The sequence below is a fragment of the Actinomycetospora chiangmaiensis DSM 45062 genome, from assembly GCF_000379625.1.
In the GTDB taxonomy this organism is placed as follows: domain Bacteria; phylum Actinomycetota; class Actinomycetes; order Mycobacteriales; family Pseudonocardiaceae; genus Actinomycetospora; species Actinomycetospora chiangmaiensis.
The window spans coordinates 142,886-163,816 of the sequence record NZ_KB903246.1 but is presented as its reverse complement, the minus strand read 5'-3'; the positions used below and the strand labels follow the sequence as shown (position 1 = coordinate 163,816).

The 20,931-nt window shown below is 76.1% G+C and carries 19 protein-coding genes; 6 read left to right on the top strand and 13 right to left on the bottom strand.

Going from position 1 to position 20,931, the window contains the following annotated elements; all coding sequences use genetic code 11:
• Positions 1-37: 37 nt before the first annotated feature.
• The 3 genes from A3CO_RS0126300 to A3CO_RS36345 are packed head-to-tail and all read right to left on the bottom strand — an operon-like array spanning position 38 to position 3,941.
• A complete protein-coding gene (locus tag A3CO_RS0126300; protein ID WP_018335251.1) occupies positions 38-733 on the bottom strand; it encodes an SDR family NAD(P)-dependent oxidoreductase in 696 nt (231 codons plus the stop codon).
• Positions 730-1,656: a DMT family transporter gene (locus A3CO_RS0126295; RefSeq protein ID WP_018335250.1), complete on the bottom strand. Its 927-nt coding sequence runs from the start codon at positions 1,654-1,656 to the stop codon at positions 730-732. Before A3CO_RS0126295 ends, A3CO_RS0126300 begins: the two co-directional genes overlap by 4 nt.
• Positions 1,653-3,941, bottom strand: coding sequence for a WS/DGAT domain-containing protein (locus A3CO_RS36345; RefSeq protein WP_018335249.1), 2,289 nt, complete (start codon positions 3,939-3,941; stop codon positions 1,653-1,655). The genes A3CO_RS0126295 and A3CO_RS36345 overlap by 4 nt, the downstream gene beginning before the upstream one ends.
• Between A3CO_RS36345 and A3CO_RS0126285 the strand changes: the two genes are divergently transcribed.
• Positions 3,932-5,050: an MGDG synthase family glycosyltransferase gene (locus tag A3CO_RS0126285; protein ID WP_018335248.1), complete on the top strand. Its 1,119-nt coding sequence runs from the start codon at positions 3,932-3,934 to the stop codon at positions 5,048-5,050. The two genes, A3CO_RS36345 and A3CO_RS0126285, sit on opposite strands and share 10 nt — an antisense overlap.
• Here A3CO_RS0126285 and A3CO_RS0126280 read toward each other — a convergent pair.
• From A3CO_RS0126280 to hpnC, 8 genes are all read right to left on the bottom strand, one after another.
• Positions 5,047-5,703 (bottom strand): VC0807 family protein, encoded by a 657-nt coding sequence (locus tag A3CO_RS0126280; protein ID WP_018335247.1) that lies wholly within the window; start codon positions 5,701-5,703, stop codon positions 5,047-5,049. The genes A3CO_RS0126285 and A3CO_RS0126280 overlap by 4 nt on opposite strands.
• Positions 5,704-5,808: 105 nt before the next feature.
• Positions 5,809-6,822, bottom strand: coding sequence for an adenosyl-hopene transferase HpnH (hpnH, locus tag A3CO_RS0126275; RefSeq protein WP_018335246.1), 1,014 nt, complete (start codon positions 6,820-6,822; stop codon positions 5,809-5,811).
• A gap of 2 nt (positions 6,823-6,824) precedes the next feature.
• On the bottom strand, positions 6,825-8,348 hold the full coding sequence (gene ispH, locus A3CO_RS0126270) for a 4-hydroxy-3-methylbut-2-enyl diphosphate reductase (protein WP_018335245.1): 1,524 nt from the start codon (positions 8,346-8,348) through the stop codon (positions 6,825-6,827).
• On the bottom strand, positions 8,345-10,267 hold the full coding sequence (shc, locus tag A3CO_RS0126265; protein ID WP_018335244.1) for a squalene--hopene cyclase: 1,923 nt from the start codon (positions 10,265-10,267) through the stop codon (positions 8,345-8,347). The genes ispH and shc overlap by 4 nt, the downstream gene beginning before the upstream one ends.
• A complete protein-coding gene (locus A3CO_RS0126260; protein ID WP_245561603.1) occupies positions 10,267-11,316 on the bottom strand; it encodes a polyprenyl synthetase family protein in 1,050 nt (349 codons plus the stop codon). Before A3CO_RS0126260 ends, shc begins: the two co-directional genes overlap by 1 nt.
• A complete protein-coding gene (gene hpnE / locus A3CO_RS35085; protein WP_018335242.1) occupies positions 11,313-12,650 on the bottom strand; it encodes a hydroxysqualene dehydroxylase HpnE in 1,338 nt (445 codons plus the stop codon). Before hpnE ends, A3CO_RS0126260 begins: the two co-directional genes overlap by 4 nt.
• On the bottom strand, positions 12,647-13,564 hold the full coding sequence (locus tag A3CO_RS0126250; RefSeq protein ID WP_018335241.1) for a squalene/phytoene synthase family protein: 918 nt from the start codon (positions 13,562-13,564) through the stop codon (positions 12,647-12,649). The genes hpnE and A3CO_RS0126250 overlap by 4 nt, the downstream gene beginning before the upstream one ends.
• Positions 13,561-14,454 (bottom strand): squalene synthase HpnC, encoded by an 894-nt coding sequence (gene hpnC / locus A3CO_RS34420; protein ID WP_018335240.1) that lies wholly within the window; start codon positions 14,452-14,454, stop codon positions 13,561-13,563. Before hpnC ends, A3CO_RS0126250 begins: the two co-directional genes overlap by 4 nt.
• 156 nt (positions 14,455-14,610) lie before the next feature.
• On the opposite strand from hpnC, the gene A3CO_RS0126240 reads away from it, so the two are divergent.
• A complete protein-coding gene (locus A3CO_RS0126240; RefSeq protein ID WP_157647855.1) occupies positions 14,611-15,756 on the top strand; it encodes a PucR family transcriptional regulator in 1,146 nt (381 codons plus the stop codon).
• Positions 15,757-15,765: 9 nt separating this feature from the next.
• Here the strand turns inward: A3CO_RS0126240 and dapD are convergent, their stop codons facing one another.
• A complete protein-coding gene (gene dapD, locus A3CO_RS0126235; RefSeq protein WP_018335238.1) occupies positions 15,766-16,746 on the bottom strand; it encodes a 2,3,4,5-tetrahydropyridine-2,6-dicarboxylate N-succinyltransferase in 981 nt (326 codons plus the stop codon).
• A 40-nt stretch (positions 16,747-16,786) separates the two neighbouring features.
• On the opposite strand from dapD, the gene dapE reads away from it, so the two are divergent.
• On the top strand, positions 16,787-17,845 hold the full coding sequence (gene dapE / locus A3CO_RS0126230) for a succinyl-diaminopimelate desuccinylase (RefSeq protein WP_018335237.1): 1,059 nt from the start codon (positions 16,787-16,789) through the stop codon (positions 17,843-17,845).
• 58 nt (positions 17,846-17,903) lie between these two features.
• Here dapE and wrbA read toward each other — a convergent pair whose 3' ends face one another.
• Positions 17,904-18,530, bottom strand: a complete 627-nt coding sequence (wrbA, locus tag A3CO_RS0126225; protein ID WP_018335236.1) for an NAD(P)H:quinone oxidoreductase — start codon at positions 18,528-18,530, stop codon at positions 17,904-17,906.
• A 183-nt stretch (positions 18,531-18,713) separates the two neighbouring features.
• Here wrbA and A3CO_RS0126220 point away from each other — a divergent pair, with 183 nt between their 5' ends.
• The 3 genes from A3CO_RS0126220 to A3CO_RS0126210 are packed head-to-tail and all read left to right on the top strand — an operon-like array spanning position 18,714 to position 20,906.
• Positions 18,714-19,439: an LOG family protein gene (locus A3CO_RS0126220; protein ID WP_051086107.1), complete on the top strand. Its 726-nt coding sequence runs from the start codon at positions 18,714-18,716 to the stop codon at positions 19,437-19,439.
• A complete protein-coding gene (locus A3CO_RS0126215) occupies positions 19,436-19,975 on the top strand; it encodes an LOG family protein (RefSeq protein ID WP_018335234.1) in 540 nt (179 codons plus the stop codon). The genes A3CO_RS0126220 and A3CO_RS0126215 overlap by 4 nt, the downstream gene beginning before the upstream one ends.
• On the top strand, positions 19,968-20,906 hold the full coding sequence (locus A3CO_RS0126210; RefSeq protein WP_018335233.1) for a glucosyl-3-phosphoglycerate synthase: 939 nt from the start codon (positions 19,968-19,970) through the stop codon (positions 20,904-20,906). The genes A3CO_RS0126215 and A3CO_RS0126210 overlap by 8 nt, the downstream gene beginning before the upstream one ends.
• The last annotated feature ends 25 nt before the right edge of the window (positions 20,907-20,931 follow it).

Sequence of the window (20,931 nt, the reverse complement as noted above, 5' to 3'; positions counted from 1 at the left end):
CCCGTGAGCGCCCTGAGGCCCCGTGGTCCCGCGGCGCTCACGAGCGCGGCGCGCACCGGCGGTAGAGCCCCGGCGCCGCGCCCTGCACCACGGACGCGGCGCGGAGCCAGCGCGGGACGAACACCTCCGCCCGACGCCGGGCCACCCCGCGTAGCAGGGCGTCGGCCACGGCGTCCGCCGACACCGGCCGGGGGACGCGGCGGTCGTAGCCGCGCCGGGCCAGGAACGGGGTGTCGACCGCCCCGGGCAGCACGGTGGTCACGCCGACGTCGCGGGACTCCAGGCGCAGCGCGTCCGCGAACGTCCGCAGCCCCGCCTTCGCCGCCGAGTACGTCGTCTCGCCCGCGACCCCGAGCGCCGCGATCGACGCCACGAACACCACGTGCCCCCGGGCGGCGACCAGTCCCGGCCACAGCGCGCGCGTCAGCTCGATCGGCGCCTCCAGGTCGGCGGCGAGCAGGGGTCCGGCAGGACCCGTCGTCGGGAAGGGGCCGTGGGCGCCGATCCCGGCGGCGTGCACCGCGAGCTCGACGGGGCCGGCGCAGGCGGCGGAGACGGCGGCGCGGCCCGAAGCGTTCGTGAGGTCGGCGCGGACCGGGGTGCCGCCGGTCGCGGTCGCCGTGGCGTCCAGGCGGGCGGCGTCGCGGCCGACGAGTACCAGCGGTCGGCCCGCGAGCCGACGGGCGACGGCCGCGCCGATGCCCGACGAGGCGCCGGTCACGAGGATCGTCACGGGTCGCGGGCCTCCCAGGCGGCGGCGTCCTCGGGGGCGGTGCCGCGTCGGAGCAGGATCGTGCTGCGCAGGGTCACCGACGCGATCCCGGCCAGCACGACCACGCCGGACACGATCTGGCCGACGAGCAGCGGCCAGGACGTGTCGATCGACTCGCCGAGCCACGCGATGCCGGCGAAGACCGCGACGATCGGGTCGGCGGTGGTGATCACCGCGACCGACGGCGACACCAGCCGGCCCTGCTGGAAGGTGTTCTGGCTGAGCAGGAAGCCCATGGGTCCGATCACACAGGCGGCGTAGAGCGCGGGCGTGGTGAACAGCTCCCCGGCGCCGCCGCGCACGGCTGTGGTCACCGCCTTCATGAGTGCGGCGGTGACGCCGAAGAGGATCCCGGTGCCGAGGGCGAGGGCGAGGACACGGCTCGGATGGGTCGAGACCCCCGCCCACACCAGGCACCCGGCGAGCACCACGACCAGCGTGACGAGGAAGGTCGGGTTGTCGGTGACGTCGAGGTGCTCGGCGTTCGGGCCGGCCGCGACCGGCCGGGCCAGCAGGAGGAAACCGGCGAGGCCCGCGGCGGTGAGCAGGCCGCCGCCGACCACCCACCGGTCGGGGGCGCGGTGGTGCAGCAGCGCGGCGAAGACGCCCGCGAACACGCAGCCGGTGACGAGCAGCGGCTGCACGATCGTCAGCGGGCCGAACGCCAACGCCACGAGCTGCATGGCCAGCGCGAGCACCGTCGTGCCGAGTCCGAGCAGCCACCACGGGTGCCGGGCCAGCTCGACGAGCAGGCGGGGCGACAGGGTCGGTGCGACCGGCACCTCGTGGGTGGCGCGCTGCTGGGCGGCGCTGGACATCCCGAATCCGGCCGCCCCGAGGATCGCCGCGGGGACGGCCACGAGCAGGGACACCGTGTCGGTCATCGCGCGCTCCTTCCCGTCGGCGCGAGCCCACGATCCTCCGTCCCGCGCCGGGCCGCCGGGCCGCAGAGGCGTGCCAGCGCCGCGCCCACCCGGGCGGGGACGTCGAGGGCCGGGTCGACCACGGCGTCGTCGAGGGTGATGCCCACCCCGAGCGTGTCGGCCCACGCGATCGCCCCGAACGCCAGCCCCACCCCCGGGGCGAGCGGCAGGATCGGCACCACCTGCCGGATCCGGCCGCCCGCGACGTGCAGCGGGCGCCGGACGCCCGGCATCACCGACGTCAGCAGGTGGAAGAACGCCGACCGGTAGGTCAGGCGGGCGAAGGCGTGCTGCACGCCGGCCGGCAGGCGGCCGAGCACGGCCAGCACCGCGACCGCCCCGTCGGCCTGGCCGGAGCGCCGGGCGGCCTCGAGCGTCGACGCGACCCGGGCGAGGCGGTCTGCGGGGGACAAGGGTGCGGTCGGCAGGTCGATCGCGACGGCGGCCGTCCGGTTACCCGCGGCGGCGGACCACGCGGCGCCCCGGAGCCGGGTCGTCAGCGGCACCATCGCCCGGATCGTCGGGGCCCCGGTGCCGGACAACGCCTCCGCGAGGACCGTCAGGACGACCACGGTCGTCGACGTCCCGTGCGCCCGGGCGGTCCGCCGGATCGTCGCGGCGTCCCACACCCGGCCGACGTGGTGCACGCCCCGGGCGTTCCCCGCGGGGAACGGGCGGCTCCCGGCGAACCCCCGCGACGCCAGCGCGACGACGCCCCGGAGGCTCCCGACGGCGGGTGGGTGCGGGTCACCGGCGCCGGTCCGGGCGCTGGTGGGGAGGGCTGCCGACTCGTCGGTGAGCAGCCGGACGAGCGCGTCGGTGACGGCCAGACCGTCGCCGAGCGCGTGGTGCACGGCGGCGACGATCGTGGTCTCCCCGCCGGTGGTCGCCGCGGCGAGCCGCCAGCCGACACCGCGCGGGTCGACCGGGGCGGTGAGCACCTCGGTGGCGAGGTCGTCGGGATCGGTCGCCCGGGTCGGCACGACGTGGTCGGCCGGGTCCGGCACGACCGGCACCCACGTCCGGCCGACGAGGCGCCGGGCCAGCAGGTCCAGGCCGGCGGCCCGGTCCCGCACCCGGCCGGCGAGCAGCGCGGGCCAGTCCACCTCGGGGCCCGCCGCCACCACGATCCGCGCCCCGAGCACCTGGGGCACCGTCCCGGTCGCGGCGTCGAGGAACAGGGCGTCCTCCGCCCGCAGCGGCGCCCGGGCGGTCCCGACGACGGGGGCGATCGCCGCCGCGAGGTCGGGCGCCGTCCCGACGTGGGCGGCGGGGAGATCCCCGCGCAGCGCCGTGGTGAGCTCGGCGGTGGTCCGGCAGTACCGGGCCAGGCCGGCCCGGGCGAGGACGAGGGCGTTGGCGCGGCCGTGCCCGGGGACCGGGTCGACCACGAGCAGCGGGACGCCCGCGGCCAGCGCCTCGAAGCAGCTCGCGCCGCCGCCGGTGGTGACGACGGCGTCCACGGCCCCGAGGACGGCCGCGGGGTCGTCGATCCAGGCGTGGACCTCGACGCCCGGCCCGGCGAGGCGGCCACGGACGGTCGGGTCGGCGTGGGCGGTGACGACCTCGGCGCCGGCCGCCCGCACCGCCGCGACGATCGCCGGCAGGTCGCCGAAGCCGAGCGAGCCCGTCGTCACGAACACCCGTCGTCCCGCGTGTCCGCCGACGGCGGGGACGCCCCGCCGGGCCGCGGCGACCGGGACCTCCGCGAGCCCGACCCGCGCCCCCGGGGCGTGCCGCGCGACGCGGCGGGCGGCCTCCGGGGTCGTCACCAGGTGCAGGTCCAGGTCGGCGTCGCACCACAGCGGGTGCGGGGCGGGGTCGGCGAGGACCACGACGACGGGGGCGGCCACCCGCCCGCGTCGTCGCAGGTGGGCCAGGGCCTGGACGCCCTCGGGAACGGTCGTGACGACGAGGTCGGGGGCGTGGTCGCGGAGCGCGGCGGCGACGGCCCGGGCGTGCAGCCGACCCAGCACGGCCCGGGTGCCGGCGCGGAACACCGGGACGTGCCCCAGCAGCCAGTGGTGCAGCGCGTACAGCCACGGCAGGGTGCGGACGCACGCCGCGTAGATGCGTTCCGACGTGGCGGAGCCGCCGAGCACGTCCACCACGGGCGCGGACGCGTCCGGCCACCGTGCGGCGACCCGCTCCGCGACGGCCGCGGCCGCCGCGTCGTGGCCCGCGCCGACCGACCCGGTGAGGACCAGGACGCGCGTCGGGTCGTTAGCGTGCGGTCGTGCGGTCACCACGGCGGGTCCTGGTGCTGTCGGCGCCGGTCGGCGAGGGTCACGTCGCGGCCGCCCGGGCGCTCGCGACGCGGATGCGGGCGCTGTGGCCGGCCGCCGTCGTCACCGAGGTGGAGACGGTCGCGGGCGGCCCGCGCCGCACGGCGCTGCTGACGGCGGCCTACCGCGTGGTGATGCGGTCGGCGCCCGGGCTGTACGGCCTCGCCTACGACGTGCTCGGCCGGCTGCCCCCCGTCGCCGCGTTCTTCCAGCGGCTCGGGGCCCCGGCGACCGCGCGAGCCCTCCGCCCGGTGCTGCGCGCCCACGACCCGGACCTCGTCGTGTGCACCTACCCCGTCACCACCGGCGGGCTCGCGCTGCTGCGCCGCCGCGGCGAGCTGGCCGCCCGCACCGTCGCCGTCGTCACCGACCCCGCCGTGCACCCCTTCTGGATCTGGCCCGACGTCGACGAGACCTGGACGATGCTCGACGCCGCCGCGGCCGACGCCCGTCGGCTCGGGGCCCGGGAGGTCCGGGTCGTCCCGCCGGCGGTCGATCCGCGGTTCACGCCGTCGCTTCGTGACAGCGGAGTGTCGTTGCTGCCACCGGGTGACAGCAACGACGCTTTGCTGCCACGAGGGGGGATCACGGTCCTCGTCACCGGCGGATCGCTGGGCTTCGGGTCGCTCGAGGCGGTCACCGACGCGGTCCTGACGGCGGGTGCGCACGCCGTCGTGCTCGCCGGGCGCAACGACGCGCTCCGCCGCCGGCTCGACGCCCGGGGCGACCCCCGGCTCCGGGTCCTCGGCTGGACGGACACAGTGCCCGTCGAGATGGCCGCGGCCGACGTCGTGCTGACCACCGGCGGCGGGATGATCGCGAGCGAGGCACTGGCGGTCGGTCGGCCGGTCCTGTTCGCCACACCGGTGCCCGGGCACGGGCGGGCGGCCGCCCGCGCGCTGGCCGACGCCGGGCTCGCCGTCGCCTGCCCGACCGTCGCGGACGTGGCCCGTGAGGTCGCGGCCCTGGCCGCCGACCCCCGTCGTCGGGACGAGCTCTTCCGGGCGGCGCGGACGTTCTCCGCTCGTGACCTCGACGCCGAGCTGACCGCCCTGGCCGCGCGCGGCTAGGCGGCGGCGGGGCCCAGCCGCAGGCGCACGCCTTCGCCCGCGAGGGAGGACCGGAACCACCACAGCGAGATCGCGATCCCGGCCGCGACCACCGACCAGGACCCCGCCGTGGACACCACGAGGTACTCCTCGACGGTGGACAGCGCGAGCGTGGTCACCGTGGTGATGCCGTTGATGACGAACACCGCCGCCCACAGCAGCGACACCCGGCGGAAGAACTGCTGGACCTTCGGGCGCGACGTCAGCGCCTCCGGGAACGCGACGAAGTCCTCCGCGAGCCGCGCCAGCAACGGGCGTCCGCCGCCGACCAGCGTCACCAGCAGCGCGGCCGCGAACAGGAAGTTCTGCGCCGAGGGCTGCAGGAAGTAGAGCAGGGCACTGCCCGTCCAGAGACCCACGACGGTGCGCACGACCAGGATCGCGGTGGACAGCAGCAGGATGGCGGGCAGCGCACGACGGCGGACGAGCCGCGCCGTGATCGCGAGGCCCGACCAGGAGAGCGCCGCCCACAGGCCGGCGTCGAACCCCGCGGTGCGCAGCAGCACCGCGAAGAGCAGCAGCGGGATCACCGTCGATTCCAGCAGCGGGACGAGCGCGTGCCGGGCCATCTCCCGCCAGTGCGGCAGGTGGATCGTCACGTGGGGGTGCGCCATGGGGGTGCACGACCTCTCGACCGGGGACCGGACCCGCCTCACGGTAGACGGCGCGATGACGCCCCGTGAGGGGACCCACCCGTTTCACCCGGGCCTCACGGGAGATCAACTACCCACCGTGTCCATCGCGGCGCGGATCGACTCCCGCAGCGAACCCATCGTGGCGAACACCGCGGAGGGTTCGTACCCGCAATGGGCCATGCAGTTCTCACATTTCTCGTTGCGCCCGCGCCCGTAGGCCGACCAGTCGGTCTCCTCGACCAGCTCCCGGTAGGTCGCCACGTACCCGTCGTCGAGCAGGTAGCAGGGCTTCTGCCACCCGAGCAGGGAGTACGACGGGATGGCCCACGCCGTGCAGGCGAAGTCCGTGCGCCCCTCGAGGAAGTCGAGGAACAGCGGCGAGTGGTTGAGGCGCCACTTCTTCCGGCGGCCGTCGGCGAAGGCCTTGCGGAACAGCTCGCGGGTCTGGTCGACGCCGAGCCAGTGCTCCTGGTCGGGGGCCCGCTCGTAGGCGTACGCGGGGGAGATCTGCATGTTGTCGACGCCGAGGTCGTCGTTGAGGTAGTCGAGGACGTCGATGACGTCCTGCGGGGTGTCGGTGTCGAAGAACGTCGTGTTCGTGTAGACCTTGAAGCCCGCCGCCTGGGCCTGCCGGATCGCGTCGACCGCCGCGTCGAAGCCACCCGCCTTGCGCACGGACGCGTCGTGGCGCTCGCGCAGCCCGTCGATGTGGACCATCCACGCGAAGTCGCGGTGCGGTGTGAAGCGGTGCAGGTGCTTCGGCAGCAGCAGCGCGTTGGTGCACAGGAAGACGATCTTCTTCCGATCGAGCAGCTGCGTCACGATCTCGTCGATCTGCGGGTGCATCAGCGGCTCGCCGCCCGCGATCGAGACCATCGGCGCGCCGGCCTCGACGATCGCGCCGACGGCCTGCTCGACCGGCATCCGCTGCTTGAGCAGGGAGGCCGGCTGGGCGATCTTCCCGCAGCCCGCGCACTTGAGGTTGCAGGCGAACAGCGGCTCGAGCTCGACGAGGATCGGGAACTTCTCGCGGCGGCGCAGCTTCTGCGCCGTGAGGTATGTGCCGAGCCGGAGGCTCTGCCGGAGGGGGAATCCCACGGTCAGCTCACTTCCTGGGGGAGGGTGAAGCGGACGTCCTCGGTCGTGGTCGACCGGGGGGTGACGGTGACGGGGCCGAGCCCGCCCAGGACGGCGACGACGTCGTCGACCAGGTGCTCCGGGGCGGAGGCCCCGGCGGTGACGGCGACGCGGCGGGCGCCGGCGAGCCAGGAGAGGTCCAGCTCCGCGGCGTGGTCGATGCGGACGGCGGGGACGCCGGCGCGGGCGCCGACCTCGGCCAGCCGCACCGAGTTCGACGAGTGGGGCGAGCCCACGACGACGAGCCGGTCCGCCTCGGCGGCCACCGCCCGCACCGCGTCCTGGCGGTTCGTCGTCGCGTAGCAGATGTCGGCGGTGCGGGGCTCGGCGAGCGCGGGGAAGCGGCGGCGCAGCACGGCGGTGATCGCCTCGGCCTCGTCGACGGCGAGCGTGGTCTGCACCGCGGTCGCGACCGCGGCCGGGTCACGGACCGCCACGGTCTCGGCCTCGGCGACGCTGCCGACCACGACGACGTCGTCGGGGGCCTCGCCGACGGTGCCCTCCACCTCCTCGTGTCCGGCGTGGCCGATGAGCAGGACGGTGGCGCCCCGGTGGGCGTGGCGGCGGACCCCGGCGTGGACCTTCGTGACGAGCGGGCAGGTCGCGTCCACCACCCGCAGCCGACGCTCGGCCGCGGTGTGCCGCACCGCCGGCGCGACCCCGTGCGCGGCGAGCACCAGCACCGCGCCCGTCGGGACCTCGTCGGCCTCCCGGACGAACACGGCCCCCCGGCGCTCGAGCTCGGCGACGACGTGGTCGTTGTGGACGATCTGGCGCCGCACGTAGACCGGGGCGCCGTGGCGGTCGAGCGCCCGCTCGACGGTGGCGATCGCCCGGTCCACGCCGGCGCAGAACGACCGCGGCGCGGCGAGCAGCACCTCCCGCTCGCCCGTGGCGTCGCACCAGGCGCGCAGCACCGGCGCGGCCCGGCGCAGGGACCGCAGCGCCGTGAGACCCCGCCGCACCGTCCCCGGACGCAGCAGCGGGTGGTCGGGTGTGTCGACGATCGCGCGCACCACCGCGGACGGCGCGGTGCCTGACACCAGCCACGACGACTCGGTGTCGACGGCGACGGCGGGGGCGCCGGTCAGCGGTGGCCCACCGCTGACGACGGGTGGCAGCCGTGTGCCACCGCTGACGTCCGGTGCCGACCCGGACGACAGGCGCGCGCGCTCCGCCCCGGTCACGACGTGGTCGGCCGACACGACCGGCCCCACGTGCACGGTCAACCCCGTCGCCCGCAGCGCCGCCGCGAGCACCGGCGCCGTCGGGAGTGCCACCGACGCGCCGTCGGGACCCCGGACCTCGGAGGCCACGACGAGGTCGCCCGGCGCGATCCCGCCGACGAGCGCGCCGCCGGCGCCGGCGACCAGTCGCGGTCGGTCGCCCACCGCCGCGGCCGTGCGGGCGGCACGCCGCGGCCCGGCGCCGGAGCGGCGCGCACCCGGGACGGCCCAACGCTCGACGGTCAGCGGTGTCATGATCATCCCTGCTCCCCGCCGGGTCGAGCTCCGCTCCGCTGCGTCTCCCACCGACCCAGCGCCGCCACCGGGAACACGACCCGGTAGAGGTGGTAGGCGATGTAGAAGTCGCCGGGGAACCCGGTGCCGGTGAACCGGTCCTCGTCCCACCCGCCGTCGGGCCGCTGGTGCGTGACGAGCCACGCGACGCCCCGCTCGGCGACCGGTCCGCGCTCGCCCGCCGCGAGGAGCGCCAGCAGCGCCCACGCCGTCTGCGACGGGGTCGACGTCCCCCGGCCGATCCAGGCCGGGTCCCGGTAGGAGCGCAGGTCCTCGCCCCAGCCGCCGTCGTCGTTCTGGTGCTCGGCCAGCCAGCGCACGGCGCGGCGGACCGGTCCCGACGACGGGTCGACCCCGGCGGCGACGAGCGCGGGCACCACCCCGCCCGTGCCGTAGAGGTGGTTCGCCCCCCACCGCCCGAACCAGGACCCGTCGGCCTCCTGGTGCTCGAGCAGCCACCGGACCCCGGCCGTGGCGTCGCGGCCCTCGGCGGCGAGCGCCTCGACGACGTGCGCGGTGACGTCCGCCGACGGCGGGTCGATCACCTCGCCGAAGTCGCAGAACGGCAGCTTCGTCACGAGGGTCCCGACGTTGTCGGCGTCGAACGCGGCCCACCCGCCGTCGGCGCTCGCCATCCCGACGAGCCAGTCGAGACCCCGGTCGACCGCGGCGCGCAGCCGGGCGGGGTCGGGGTGCGCGGTCCGGCGCAGCGCCAGGATCACCTCGGCGGTGTCGTCGGTGTCGGGGTAGACGTCGTTGGCGAACTCGAAGGCCCAGCCGCCGGACGGCAGCGTCGGCCGGCGGACCTGCCAGTCGCCGTCGGCGGTGACCTGCTCGTCGAGCAGCCACGTGCTCCCCGCGACGACGGCGGGATCGTCCGGCGCCACCCCGGCGTCGAGCAGGGCGTTCACCGCGAGGCAGGTGTCCCACACCGGCGACTGGCAGGCCTCCAGCCGGATCACGGGCCCCTCGTCGGAGTCGGTGACCAGCGTGAAGCCGTCGAGGCCCCGGATCGCCGCGGCGACGGCGGGGTGGTCGTGCGGGTAGCCGAGCAGCACCAGCGCCATCACCGAGTACACCCACGGCGGCTGGATGCCGCCCCACCCGCCGTCGGCCTCCTGGCGGGCGAGGATCCACTCGGCGGCACGCCGCATCGCCCCGCGCCGGACGACGGCGAGCGGTCCGCGCCGGGCGGCGCGGCCGTAGGCGTGCAGCACCCCGTCGAGCCGGGCGAAGACGCCCGACCACGACAGCAGCGGCACGCGGCGCGGAGCCGGCTGCGGCACCCGCAGCGCCTCGACGTCGAACGCGACCGGCGTCGACGGCCGCAGCGTCGCGACGACCGTCAGCGGCACCACCGTCTGCCGGGCCCAGCAGGCCCAGTCCGCGACGTTGAGGGGGAACCACCGCGGCAGGTGGATCAGCTCGGGCGGCATCGAGGGCAGGTCGTCCCAGCTCCAGAGCCCGACCAGCGCGAGCCAGATGCGGGTGAACACCCGGGTCCGCTCCACCCCGCCCTCCGCGCGGACGAAGGCGGCGGCGCGGCGCATCGCCGGGGTGTCGGGCGGGTCGCCGGCCAGGCGCAGCGCGACCCAGGCCTCGACGGTGGTGGACAGGTCGCCGGGGCCGCCGGGGAAGGTCGCCCAGGTCCCGTCGGACCGTTGCTGCGAGCGGATCCAGCGCGCCGCGCCCGCGGTGCGTTCCGGGTCCGCCAGCCCGAGCACGTGGCGCAGCAGGAGGTCCTCGGCGTCCATCGTGACGTTGGTGTCGAGGTCGCCCTTCCACCAGCCGGCGGCGTCCTGGCGCGCCCGCAGGTGCGCCACGCCGGCGACGAGCGCGTCGGCGGCGGTCCGGGTCCCGACGGCGGGTGCGGTGACGGCGGTCATCAGGCCTCCCGGTGCGCGAGGTGGCGGCCGAGGGCGACGAGCTCCGCCCGGGCCGTGGTGTCGGGCAGCTCCGCGAGGGCGGCCTCCGCGGCGAGGAGCCGCCGCCCGGCCTCGGCCTCCGCCCAGGCGCGACCGCCGCCCGCCTCGACGAGCGCGGCGGCGCGGCGCAGGCCGGGTTCGTCGCCGTCGCCGTCGCGGTCGCGGTCGCCGTCGTCGGGCGTCCCGAGCCAGGCCGCGAGTTCCCGCCCGGCCCGGCCGCCGTGGGTCAGGGCCCAGGTCACGGGCAGCGACTTCTTGCGTTCCCGCAGGTCGGAGAGCACGGGCTTCCCGGTGACCGCCGGGTCGCCCCAGATGCCGAGCAGGTCGTCGACGAGCTGGAACGCGAGGCCGAGCTCGGACCCGAAGACGTGCAGCGCCGCGCGGGACGCGGCCGGGGCGCCGGCGAGGACGGCCCCGATCTCGGCCGCGGCGGCGAGGAGCGTGCCGGTCTTGCCGTGCGCCATGGCGAGGCACTCGGCGACCCCGACGTCGTCGCGCCCGACGAAGGCGACGTCGGCGACCTGGCCACCGACGAGCTCGCGGACGGTCCGGGCGAGGAGCAGGGCCGCCGTGGCGCCGTCGGCCTCGAGCAGCACCTCGGTGGCGAGCGCCAGCAGCGCGTCCCCTGTGAGGACCGCGGCGGCGGCTCCCCAGAGCGCCCACACGGTGGGCCGGTGCCGGCGCTCGGTGTCGCCGTCGATGAGGTCGTCGTGCACCAGGGAGAAGTCGTGCACCAGCTCCACCGCGACCGCCCCGGGCACCGCGTCGGCCGGCGCGGCCCCGCAGGCCTGCGCGGCGAGCAGCGTGACCGCGGGCCGCAGCGCCTTCCCGGCGCCGCGCCCGGGGCGGCCGTCGGCGTCGGTGAACCCCAGGTGGTAGCCGCTGCGGGCGGCGCTCGTCGGGTCGAGCCGGGCGATCGCGGCCCGCAGCCCCGGGTCGACCTGCTCCCGGCACCGCGCGAGGACCGCGGGGACGTCGATCGCGGTCCCGACCGCCGGCGCGGCCGTCACGCGGCCACCCGGTCCGCCGCCCGGGGTGCCGCCACCAGTGCGGCCGCCGTCGAACCACTGCGCACGGCACCCTCCATCGTCGCGGGCCATCCGGTGTCGGTCCACGCCCCGGCCAGCGCGAGGCCGGGCAGGGGTGTGGCCGCGGCCGGTCGGTGGGCGGCGGTGCCCGGGACCGGCCGGAACGTCGCCCGCGGGGCGCGGGTGACGAAGGCGTCGAGCACGCGCGCGGCGCGGGCCCGGGGGAGCAGGGACGCGAGCGCGGCGGTGAAGGTCGCGACGAGGTCGCGGCTCGGCCGGGCCAGGTACGCGTTGGCCGCGGACAGCGACACCACGAGGTACTGGCCGGTGTCGCCCTCGCGCGTGCGGTCGAAGACCCACTGCACCGGCGTGTCCAGGCCCGCGGCGAACGGCACGTCGAGGACCGTGCGGTCGTAGCGCAGGTGGACGTCGACGATCGGGCTCGTCCCGAGGGCGGCGGCGTCGACGGCGAGCCGGGTCGCGAGCGGCGCGGGCAGCACGGCGGCCGCGATCTCCGGGGGCAGGGCGCACACCACGGCGTCGGCGGCGAGGGTGTCGCGTCGGCCGTCGCGCCCCGTCGTCGTGACCCGGAGGTCACGGTGGACCGCGACCACCCGCGTGCCCGTCGCCACCGTCACCCCGGCCCCCGTGAGCGCCCGGCGGGCGGCGACGTCGTGGAGCTCGCCGAGGGGGACCCGCGCCCAGCCGAGGTCCGCGGCGTCGGCCGCGCCGAGCAGGCCGACGCGGAAGACGACCGCGGCGAGGGCCAGCGACGCCTCGTCGGCCGGGAGGTTCAGCGTCGGGAGCCCGATCAGGTCCCACACCCCGCGCACCGCGACGGCACCCTGCCCGTGACGGCGCAGCCAGGCGCCGAAGGTCTCGCGGTCGGCCGCCGGGTCGGCGGGGTCGACCGCGCGCAGGGCGAGGGCGGCCCGGCCGAGGGCGACCCGCGCGCGTCGCGGCACGGGGTCGTAGCGCAGCAGGCTCGCCGCGAGGTGGAGCGGCGCGGGGGCGCCGGTGCGGCGCAGCCGGGCGGGGGCGCGGCCGGGGCGCAGTACGGTGACGTCGAGGCGGTCCTGCAGCACGGTGGCGTCGGTGACGGCAAGCCGGTCGAGCAGCGCGCGGTAGGCGGTGCAGCAGCGCAGGAACACGTGCTGGCCGGTGTCGACGCCCCGGCCCGCCCGCTCGAAGGAGCCCGCCAGGCCGCCCAGACGGGGGGCGCGTTCGAGGAGTGTCACCGCGTGGCCGGCGTCGGCGGCGTCGAGCGCGGCGCGGATCCCGGCGAGGCCGCCGCCGAGCACCGCGACCCGGCTCACCGGGCGGCGCCCGCGAGCGACCGGACCGCGACCAGGGCCTTGTGTCGGCCCGAGAGCGAGAGCCGCCGGTCGTAGGTCCTGCGCGGGTCGTCGGCGATCTCGTCGAGCAGCCGCCGGTAGATCCCCGACATCGCGGTGGTGCAGGCGGCGGAGCGGCGGTCGAGCATCGGCACCAGCCGCAGGCCCTCGGCGTAGAAGCCCCGGGCCCGGACGGCGGCGTCGCGCAGGAGGTCGGCGAGGGCGCCGTCCGGGTCGTCGAGGACACCGTCGGGCCGCAGGGCGAGCGTGACGCCGGCCCGGTCGAGCTCCTCGGCGGGCAGGTAGATCCGTCCGTTGCCGAGGTCCTCCCGGACGTCGCGCAGGATGTTCGTCTGCTGCAGGGCGAGGCCGAGGGTGTCGGCCAGGGGTGCGGCGTCCTGCACGGGCACCCCGGCGCGGGTGCCGAACACCCCGAGGCAGAGCCGCCCGACCGAGCCGGCCACGCAGCGGCAGTAGCCGAGCAGGTCGTCGAAGGTCCGGTACGGCCGCGCGGGGACACCCGTCGTCGTGACGGCGTCGTCGGCGGCGACGTCGGCCGCCACGCCGTCTACGAGCTCGTCGAACGCGTCGAGGGGGATGGGGAAGCGCCGCACGGCGTGGGCGACGGCGACGAGCACGGGGTCGTCGCCCGCCTCGTCGGGCAGGCGCCGGATCCGCAGGCGGAGGTCCTCGAGGGCGGCCTGCTTCGGCGCGGCGGCGCCCGGTCCGTCGCCGATGTCGTCGATGCGGCGGGCCAGCGCGTAGACGGCCGACAGCGCCGCGCGGCGCGGCGGTGGGAGCAGCCGGATGCCGTAGTGGAAGTTGCGGGCCTCGGTGCGGGTGATCCGCTCGCACGCCGCGTACGCGTCGGCGGGAGTCGTGGTCGGGACGCTCATCGGGGCTCCTCGGCCTGGGCGGGACGGGTGGCCCGTGCACGGGTGACGAGCAGGCGCAGCAGGTGACGGGCGACGTCCCGACGACGGGTCCGGGCGGTCCGGCCCAGGACGTCGCCGCCGGTGCGGCGCAGGGCGTCGGCCGCGGCGTGCCCGCCCGCGGCGTAGCCCGCGACGGCGAGCCGGGCGGGTCCGTGCAGGTGGGCGACGAGCGGGTCGCCCGCCGTCAGGAGCTCCTGCGCCTCCGCCGTCCGGGCGAGGACGAGGCGGCGCAGCGGGTCCGCGGCGACGGGGGCGTCGAGGTCGGCGGGGGTGACGCCGGCGGCCGTCATCGCGTCGGCGGGCAGGTAGATCCGGCCGCGGCGCCGGTCCTCGCCCACGTCGGCGAGGTGTTCGAGGAGCTGCAACGCGGTGCAGACGGCGTCGGAGGCCCGCAGCACGGACGGCGTCGTCGGGACCGCGAAGACGGCGAGGACGAGCCGGCCGATCGGCACCGCGGAGAGCCGGCAGGAGGCGAGGAGCTCGTCGTGGGTGGCGTACGCGGTGACGTGCTGGTCCTGCCGGTTCGCGGCCACCAGGTCGTGGAAGGGCGCCTCGGGCAGGCGGGCGACGTGCGGGGCGAGGGCGGCGACCACCGGGTGGTGGGCCGGTTCCCCGGCGAAGACCCGGCGCACGTCCGCGTCGAGCGCGTCGAGGGCGGCCAGCCGGTCGGCCGGGGCGGCGTCGCCCTCGTCGCCGACGTCGTCGACGGTGCGCACCACGGCGTAGACCGCACGCAGCTCGGCGCGGCGTGCGGCGGGGAGCACCCGCAGGGCCACCGGGAAGTTCTCGGCGCCCTCGGCCTGCGCGAGCCGGGTGGCCGGACCGGTGGGGGCCGAGGGGCCTGCGGGCATGGGTCCGATGGTGCTTGTGGCGGACACGACAAGTCTTGACCCTCCCGATCAAGTCGAACAAGGCTTTTTGTCGGTGCGGCACAACTCGACGCGGACTACCGTCGGATTCGGTTCGACTCCCGGGGCCCAGCTTGTTCCACGTGGGGGGTGTGGGTCGTGTCGGTCATCTCCGCCGAGTCACGGGACGTCCTCGGCGACGCGGTCGCGCGCCGTGTCCCGACGCTCGTCGCCGAGGTCCGCGACGCCCTGGCCGGGCGGGTGCCGGACTACGCGCGCTTCCTCGACGAGCACCTCGAGGAGGTCGTGTCCTCGACCGCCGCCGTCGTCGGCCGCATCGTGTCCCTCGCGTGCGATCCGACCCTCGAGCGCGACGGGGAGACGGGTTTCTTCGAGTCCATCGGCCGTGGGCAGTGGCGGGAGGGCCGGGAGCTCCCGGACCTGCTGGCCGCCTACCAGGTGGGCGGCCGGGTGTTCTGGCGGCACGTCTCGGCCGCCGCCCTGGAGGTCGGCCTGCCGCCCGCGGACCTCGCCGGGCTGGCCGAGGCGGTGTTCGCGTACGTCGACGAGCTCTCCTCGGCCTCCGCGCACGGGTACGTGCTCGAGCAGGAGGAGTCCGGGGCACTGCGCGAACGCCACCGCGACGAGCTCGCCGACCTGCTGCTGCGTGGCCCGGCCGAGGCGGGGGCGGTGCGGGCGGCCGCGCGGCGCGCGGAGTGGCCGGTGCCCGAGAAGGTGTCGGTGGTGCTGGTCGATCCGGACGACGTGCGGGTGCTCTCCCGCCTCGACGGGCAGGCGCTGCCGGTGCGGCGTCCCGGGGTGGTCGGGGCGATCGTCCCGCACCGGACGGTTCGCGGCGGTGAGCGCGCCGCCCTCCGGACGCTGCTGCGGGGCGCGCACGCCACGGTGGGCGCCCCGGTGCCGCTGGAGCTGGTGCCCCGCTCGCTCGCCCTCGCCGAGATCGCCGCACGCCTCGGCCGGGAGCACCTGCTCGACGACGACCCGCTCTTCGTCGCCGACCACCTCGACGCGATCATCGTGCACCGCGACCAGCCGCTGCTCGACGCCCTCGGCGACCAGGTGCTCGCCCCGCTGGAGGCGTGTCCGCCGTCCTCGCGCGACCGGCTCCGCGAGACCCTGCGGTCCTGGCTGCGTCACATGGGCGACCGGCGGGCGATGGCCGAGGAGCTCCATGTGCACCCGCAGACCGTGCGGTACCGGATGAACCGGTTGCACGAGATCTTCGGGGACGCGCTCGACGCCCCCGACGTCCGGGCGCGGATGCAGCTCGCGCTCGGCTGGTAGGCCGCCGGCCTAGTTCTGGTGCAACGCCTCGTTCAGCTCCACCTTCGCGCCCTCGGTGCGCGGCAGCGCCTCGACGGCGCCGGAGGTGGAGTTGCGGCGCAGCAGCAGCCCGGAGCGGCCGGAGAGCTCGGCCGCCTTCACGACGGCTCCGTCGTCCAGCGTGACCCGCGTGCCGGCGGTGACGTAGAGGCCGGCCTCGACCACGCAGTCGTCGCCGAGGGAGATCCCGATGCCGGCGTTCGCGCCGAGCAGGCAGCGCTCGCCGATCGAGATGACCTCCTTGCCGCCGCCGGAGAGCGTCCCCATGATCGAGGCGCCGCCGCCGACGTCGGAACCGTCGCCCACCACGACGCCGCCGGAGATGCGCCCCTCGACCATCGAGGCGCCCAGCGTGCCGGCGTTGAAGTTGACGAAGCCCTCGTGCATGACGGTGGTGCCCTCGGCGAGGTGCGCGCCGAGCCGGACGCGGTCGGCGTCGCCGATGCGCACGCCCGTCGGCACCACGTAGTCGACCATCCGCGGGAACTTGTCGACCGCGTACACCGTCACCGGACCGCGGCCGCGCAGCCGCGCACGGACCCGCTCGAACTCCGGCACCGGGCAGGGCCCGTGGTTGGTCCAGACGACGTTCGCGAGCAGCCCGAACAGGCCGGTGAGGTCGACGCCGTGCGGCGGGACCAGGCGGTGGGAGATCAGGTGCAGCCGCAGGTAGACGTCGTAGGCCGACGTGGGCGGGCCGGTCAGGTCGGCGACGGTGCGGATCGCCACGACCTCGACGCCGCGGACCTCGTCGGTGCCCAGCGCGTCGACCAGCGACGGCTCGAGCTCGCCCGCGGGGACGACGACGGTGCCGGGCTCGGTGGCCATGTCGTCGGCGTCGGAGGACAGCTCCGGCAGCGGGTACCAGGTGTCGAGGACGGTGCCGTCGAGGGCGACGGTCGCGAGGCCGAGTCCGACGGCCCTTCCCGGGGTGGCGCTAGCGGTGCTCATCGCCCGCCAGCCTATCGGTGTCCGACTACCCTGGACGGCCGTGCGCATCGATCTGTCCGCCGACCCCGTCGACCTCACCGCGGCGCTCGTGGACGTCCCCTCGGTGTCGGGGGAGGAGAAGGTGCTGGCCGACGCCGTGGAGATCGCGCTGCGCGAGCACGACCACCTCGAGGTGGTCCGCTCCGGCGAGGCCGTGCTGGCCCGCACGCTGCTCGGACGCGACCGCCGCGTGCTGCTCGCCGGGCACCTCGACACCGTGCCGATCGCCGACAACGTGCCCTCCCGGCGCGAGGGCGACCTGCTCTACGGCTGCGGGACCTCCGACATGAAGGCCGGGGTGGCGGTTATGGCGCACCTCACGGCCACGCTCGCCGCGCCCGCCCACGACATCACGCTCGTGCTCTACGACTGCGAGGAGATCGAGGCGACGCGCAATGGGCTGGGCCGCATCGAGCGCACGCTGCCGGACTGGCTCGACGCCGACCTCGCGATCCTCGGCGAGCCCACGTCGGGCTTCGTCGAGGGCGGCTGCCAGGGCACGATGCGCGCGGTCCTGACGCTGTCGGGCCGCCGGGCGCACAGCGCGCGGTCCTGGTTGGGGGAGAACGCGATCCACGCCGCGGCGCCCGTGCTCGACCGGCTGTCGGCGTACGAGCCGCGCACCGTCGACATCGACGGCTGCGTCTACCGCGAGGGCCTGCAGGCCGTGCGCATCGCCGGCGGCGTCGCGGGCAACGTCGTGCCGGATACCTGCCAGGTGACGGTCAACTTCCGGTTCGCGCCGGACCGCTCCGTCGAGCAGGCCGAGCAGCACGTCCGCGAGGTGTTCGACGGCGTGCCGCTCGAGATCACCGACCGCTCCCCGGGCGCGCTCCCGGGGCTGTCAGCCCCCGCGGCGGCCGAGTTCGTCGCGGCCTCGGGCGAGACTCCGGTGGCGAAGTACGGGTGGACCGACGTCTCCCGCTTCTCCGCCCTCGGTATCCCGGCGGTCAACTTCGGCCCGGGCGACCCGAACCTCGCGCACACCCGGGACGAGCACGTCGACGTCCGCCGCATCACGGCCGGGACGGAGACGCTGCGGAGGTACCTGTGTGCCTGACGGCCTGTGAGCACAAAGTGGGGCTATAGCCCCACTTTGTGCTCACCTGCGAAGCACCTCAGCTGGCCGCGAGCGCCGCGTCGCGGCCCGCGGTCAGCTGCGCGGCGATCCCCGCGACCCGCTCGCCGGCGAACTGCGCGGCCTGCCGGGTCTCGTCGGAGATCGGGATCGAGCCCTGCCCGTCGACGTGCGAGACGCCGTAGGGGTTGCCGGTCGCGAACATGATCGCGTTGGTGTAGCCGGGCGACACGATGATCCCGCCGAAGTGGTGGATCGTGTTGTACAGCGCGAGGAGCGTGGACTCCTGGCCGCCGTGCTGCGTCGAGCTCGAGGTGAAGCCCGAGTAGACCTTGTCGGCCAGCAGGCCCTGCGCCCACTGCGGGCCGAGGGTGTCGATGAACTGCTTGAGCTGCGCGGAGACGTTCCCGTACCGGGTCGGCGTGCCGAAGATGACGGCGTCGGCCCAGAGGACGTCGTCGGCGGTGGCCTCGGGGGTGTCCGCGGTCTCCTCGCGGTGGGCCTTCCACTTCTCGTTCGAGTCGATGGCGGCCTGCGGCGCGAGCTCGTGCACGGTGCGCAGTCGGACCTCGGCGCCGGCCTTCTCGGCACCCGCGGCGTACTCCTGCGCCAGCTGGTGGATCGTGCCGGTCTGGCTGTAGTAGATGACGGCGACCTTGGTGGCCATGGGTTCCTTCCCGACGTCGGATGTGGTTGCTTCTTCAACCGCATACCCGGCGGGCGGGGGCGCACACGCTGAATTCCGGGTGACCGCCTCGCGTCCGCCGCGAACCGTCCGATCCGGCGTCCCTACGCTGGCGGTGTGACGGAAGCCCGATTCGACGACCTGACGACGCCGCGGCCGACGACCATCGACAAGCGGCGTCCCGAACACAAGGACCCGGCGCGGCTGTCCTCCACCACCGACCAGCGGCTGCTCGACTCGCGCGGCCCGGGCGACTGGGTGCACTCCGACGCCTGGCGGGTGCAGCGCATCCAGGCCGAGTTCGTCGAGGGCTTCTCGGTGCTCGCCGAGATCCCGCGTGCCGTCACCGTGTTCGGCTCCGCCCGTACCCAGCCCGATCACCCCGACTACGCCACTGGCATGGCCCTCGGCGCCGCCCTCGCGCACGCCGGCTACGCCGTGATCACCGGCGGCGGGCCCGGGATCATGGAGGCCGCGAACCGCGGCGCCTCCGAGGCGGGCGGGCTGTCGGTGGGGCTGGGGATCGAGCTGCCGTTCGAGCAGGGGCTCAACCCGTGGGTCGACCTCGGCGTCGGCTTCCGCTACTTCTTCGCCCGCAAGACGATGTTCGTGAAGTACGCCCAGGCCTTCGTCTGCCTGCCGGGCGGCTTCGGCACGCTCGACGAGCTGTTCGAGGCGCTCGTGCTGGTGCAGACCGGGAAGGTGACCCGCTTCCCCGTCGTGCTGCTCGGGTCGGCGTACTGGGGCGGGCTCGTCGACTGGGTGCGCACCACCGCGCTCGAGCACGGCGTGATCAGCCCCAAGGACGTCGACCTCATCCACGTGGTGGACGAGGTCGAGGAGGTCGTGGCCATCGTGGAGCAGCGCTTCCACGAGCTGGTCGAGAAGTGAGCTCGACGAAGGCGGTCTGCGTCTTCTGTGCCTCCGGGCCGGTCGGCGAGGAGTACCTGGCCCTGGCCCGCGACGTCGGGACCGGCATCGCCGAGCGCGGCTGGACGCTGGTCTCCGGCGGCGGCCGCGTCGGAATGATGGGCGAGGTCACCCGCGCCGCGCGGGCGGCGGGCGGGCACACCGTCGGCGTCATCCCGGAGGGCCTCGTACACCGCGAGGTGGCCGACGAGGAGTCGACCGAGCTCGTCGTCGTGCCGGGCATGCGGGAACGCAAGGCCGAGATGGACGCCCGCTCCGACGCGTGGATCGCGCTGCCGGGCGGGCTCGGCACCCTGGAGGAGCTCTTCGAGGCCTGGACCTCGCGCTACCTGCAGATGCACGACAAGCCGGTCGTGGTCTGCGACCCGCACGGCTTCTTCGACGGGCTGTTCGCCTGGCTCGACGGCCTGGTCGGCACCGGGTTCGTCGGGAACCTCTCGCTCGAGGCCCTGGTCCGCACGACGACGGTGGACGCGGCCCTGGACGCCTGTGGCTGAGTGGTTCGAGCGCCGCACGTGGGCGGAGCCCTCGTGGACGGTGGCCGGGCTCGTGGCGGCCAAGGCGGGCCGGACGGTGTCGGTGGTGCTGCCGGCGCTCGACGAGGAGGCGACGGTCGGGGGCGTCGTGGCCGCGGTGCACCCGATGCTCGGCTCGCTGGTCGACGAGCTCGTCGTCGTGGACTCCGGCTCGACCGACGCGACCGCGGCCGTGGCGCGGGCGGCGGGCGCGCGGGTGGTCACCCGTGAGGAGGCGCTGCCGGGGGTCGCGGTGCGCCCGGGCAAGGGCGAGGTGCTGTGGCGGGCGCTCGCCGCCACGACCGGGGACCTCGTGGTGTACCTCGACGCCGACCTCGTCGACCTCGACCCCGGCTTCGTCCCGTCGCTGCTCGGGCCGTTGCTGACCGCCCCGGGCGTCGAGCTGGTCAAGGGCTTCTACCACCGGCCGCTGCGTCTCGGGGACCACGACGCGGTCCGCGACGGTGGCGGACGGGTGACCGAACTGGTGGCACGCCCCGCGCTGGCGGCCCTGCGCCCGGAGCTCGCCGGCATCGTCCAGCCGCTCGGCGGGGAGTACGCCGCGACGCGGGACCTGCTGGAGTCGCTGCCGTTCGCCGGCGGCTACGGCGTGGAGATCGGCCTGCTGCTCGACACCCACGAGCGCCGCGGCCTCGACGCCATCGGTCAGGTCGACCTCGGGGTGCGCAAGCACCGGCACCGCTCGCTGCGCGAGCTGGGGGTCACCTCCGCGGAGGTGCTCTCCGCGGTGCTCCGCCGGTGCGGCCTTCCCGACAATGCAGCTGAGCACGCCGACAGGGGGGCGGGGCGGCTCACGCAGTTCGTCCCGGTCGGGGGGCACTGGCTGCCCGAGGACCACGCCGTGGCGGTGCACGACCGGCCGCCGATCCGGCAGTACTCGGCCCGCCGCTGACGCGGGTTGTCGGACCCCTCTGCCA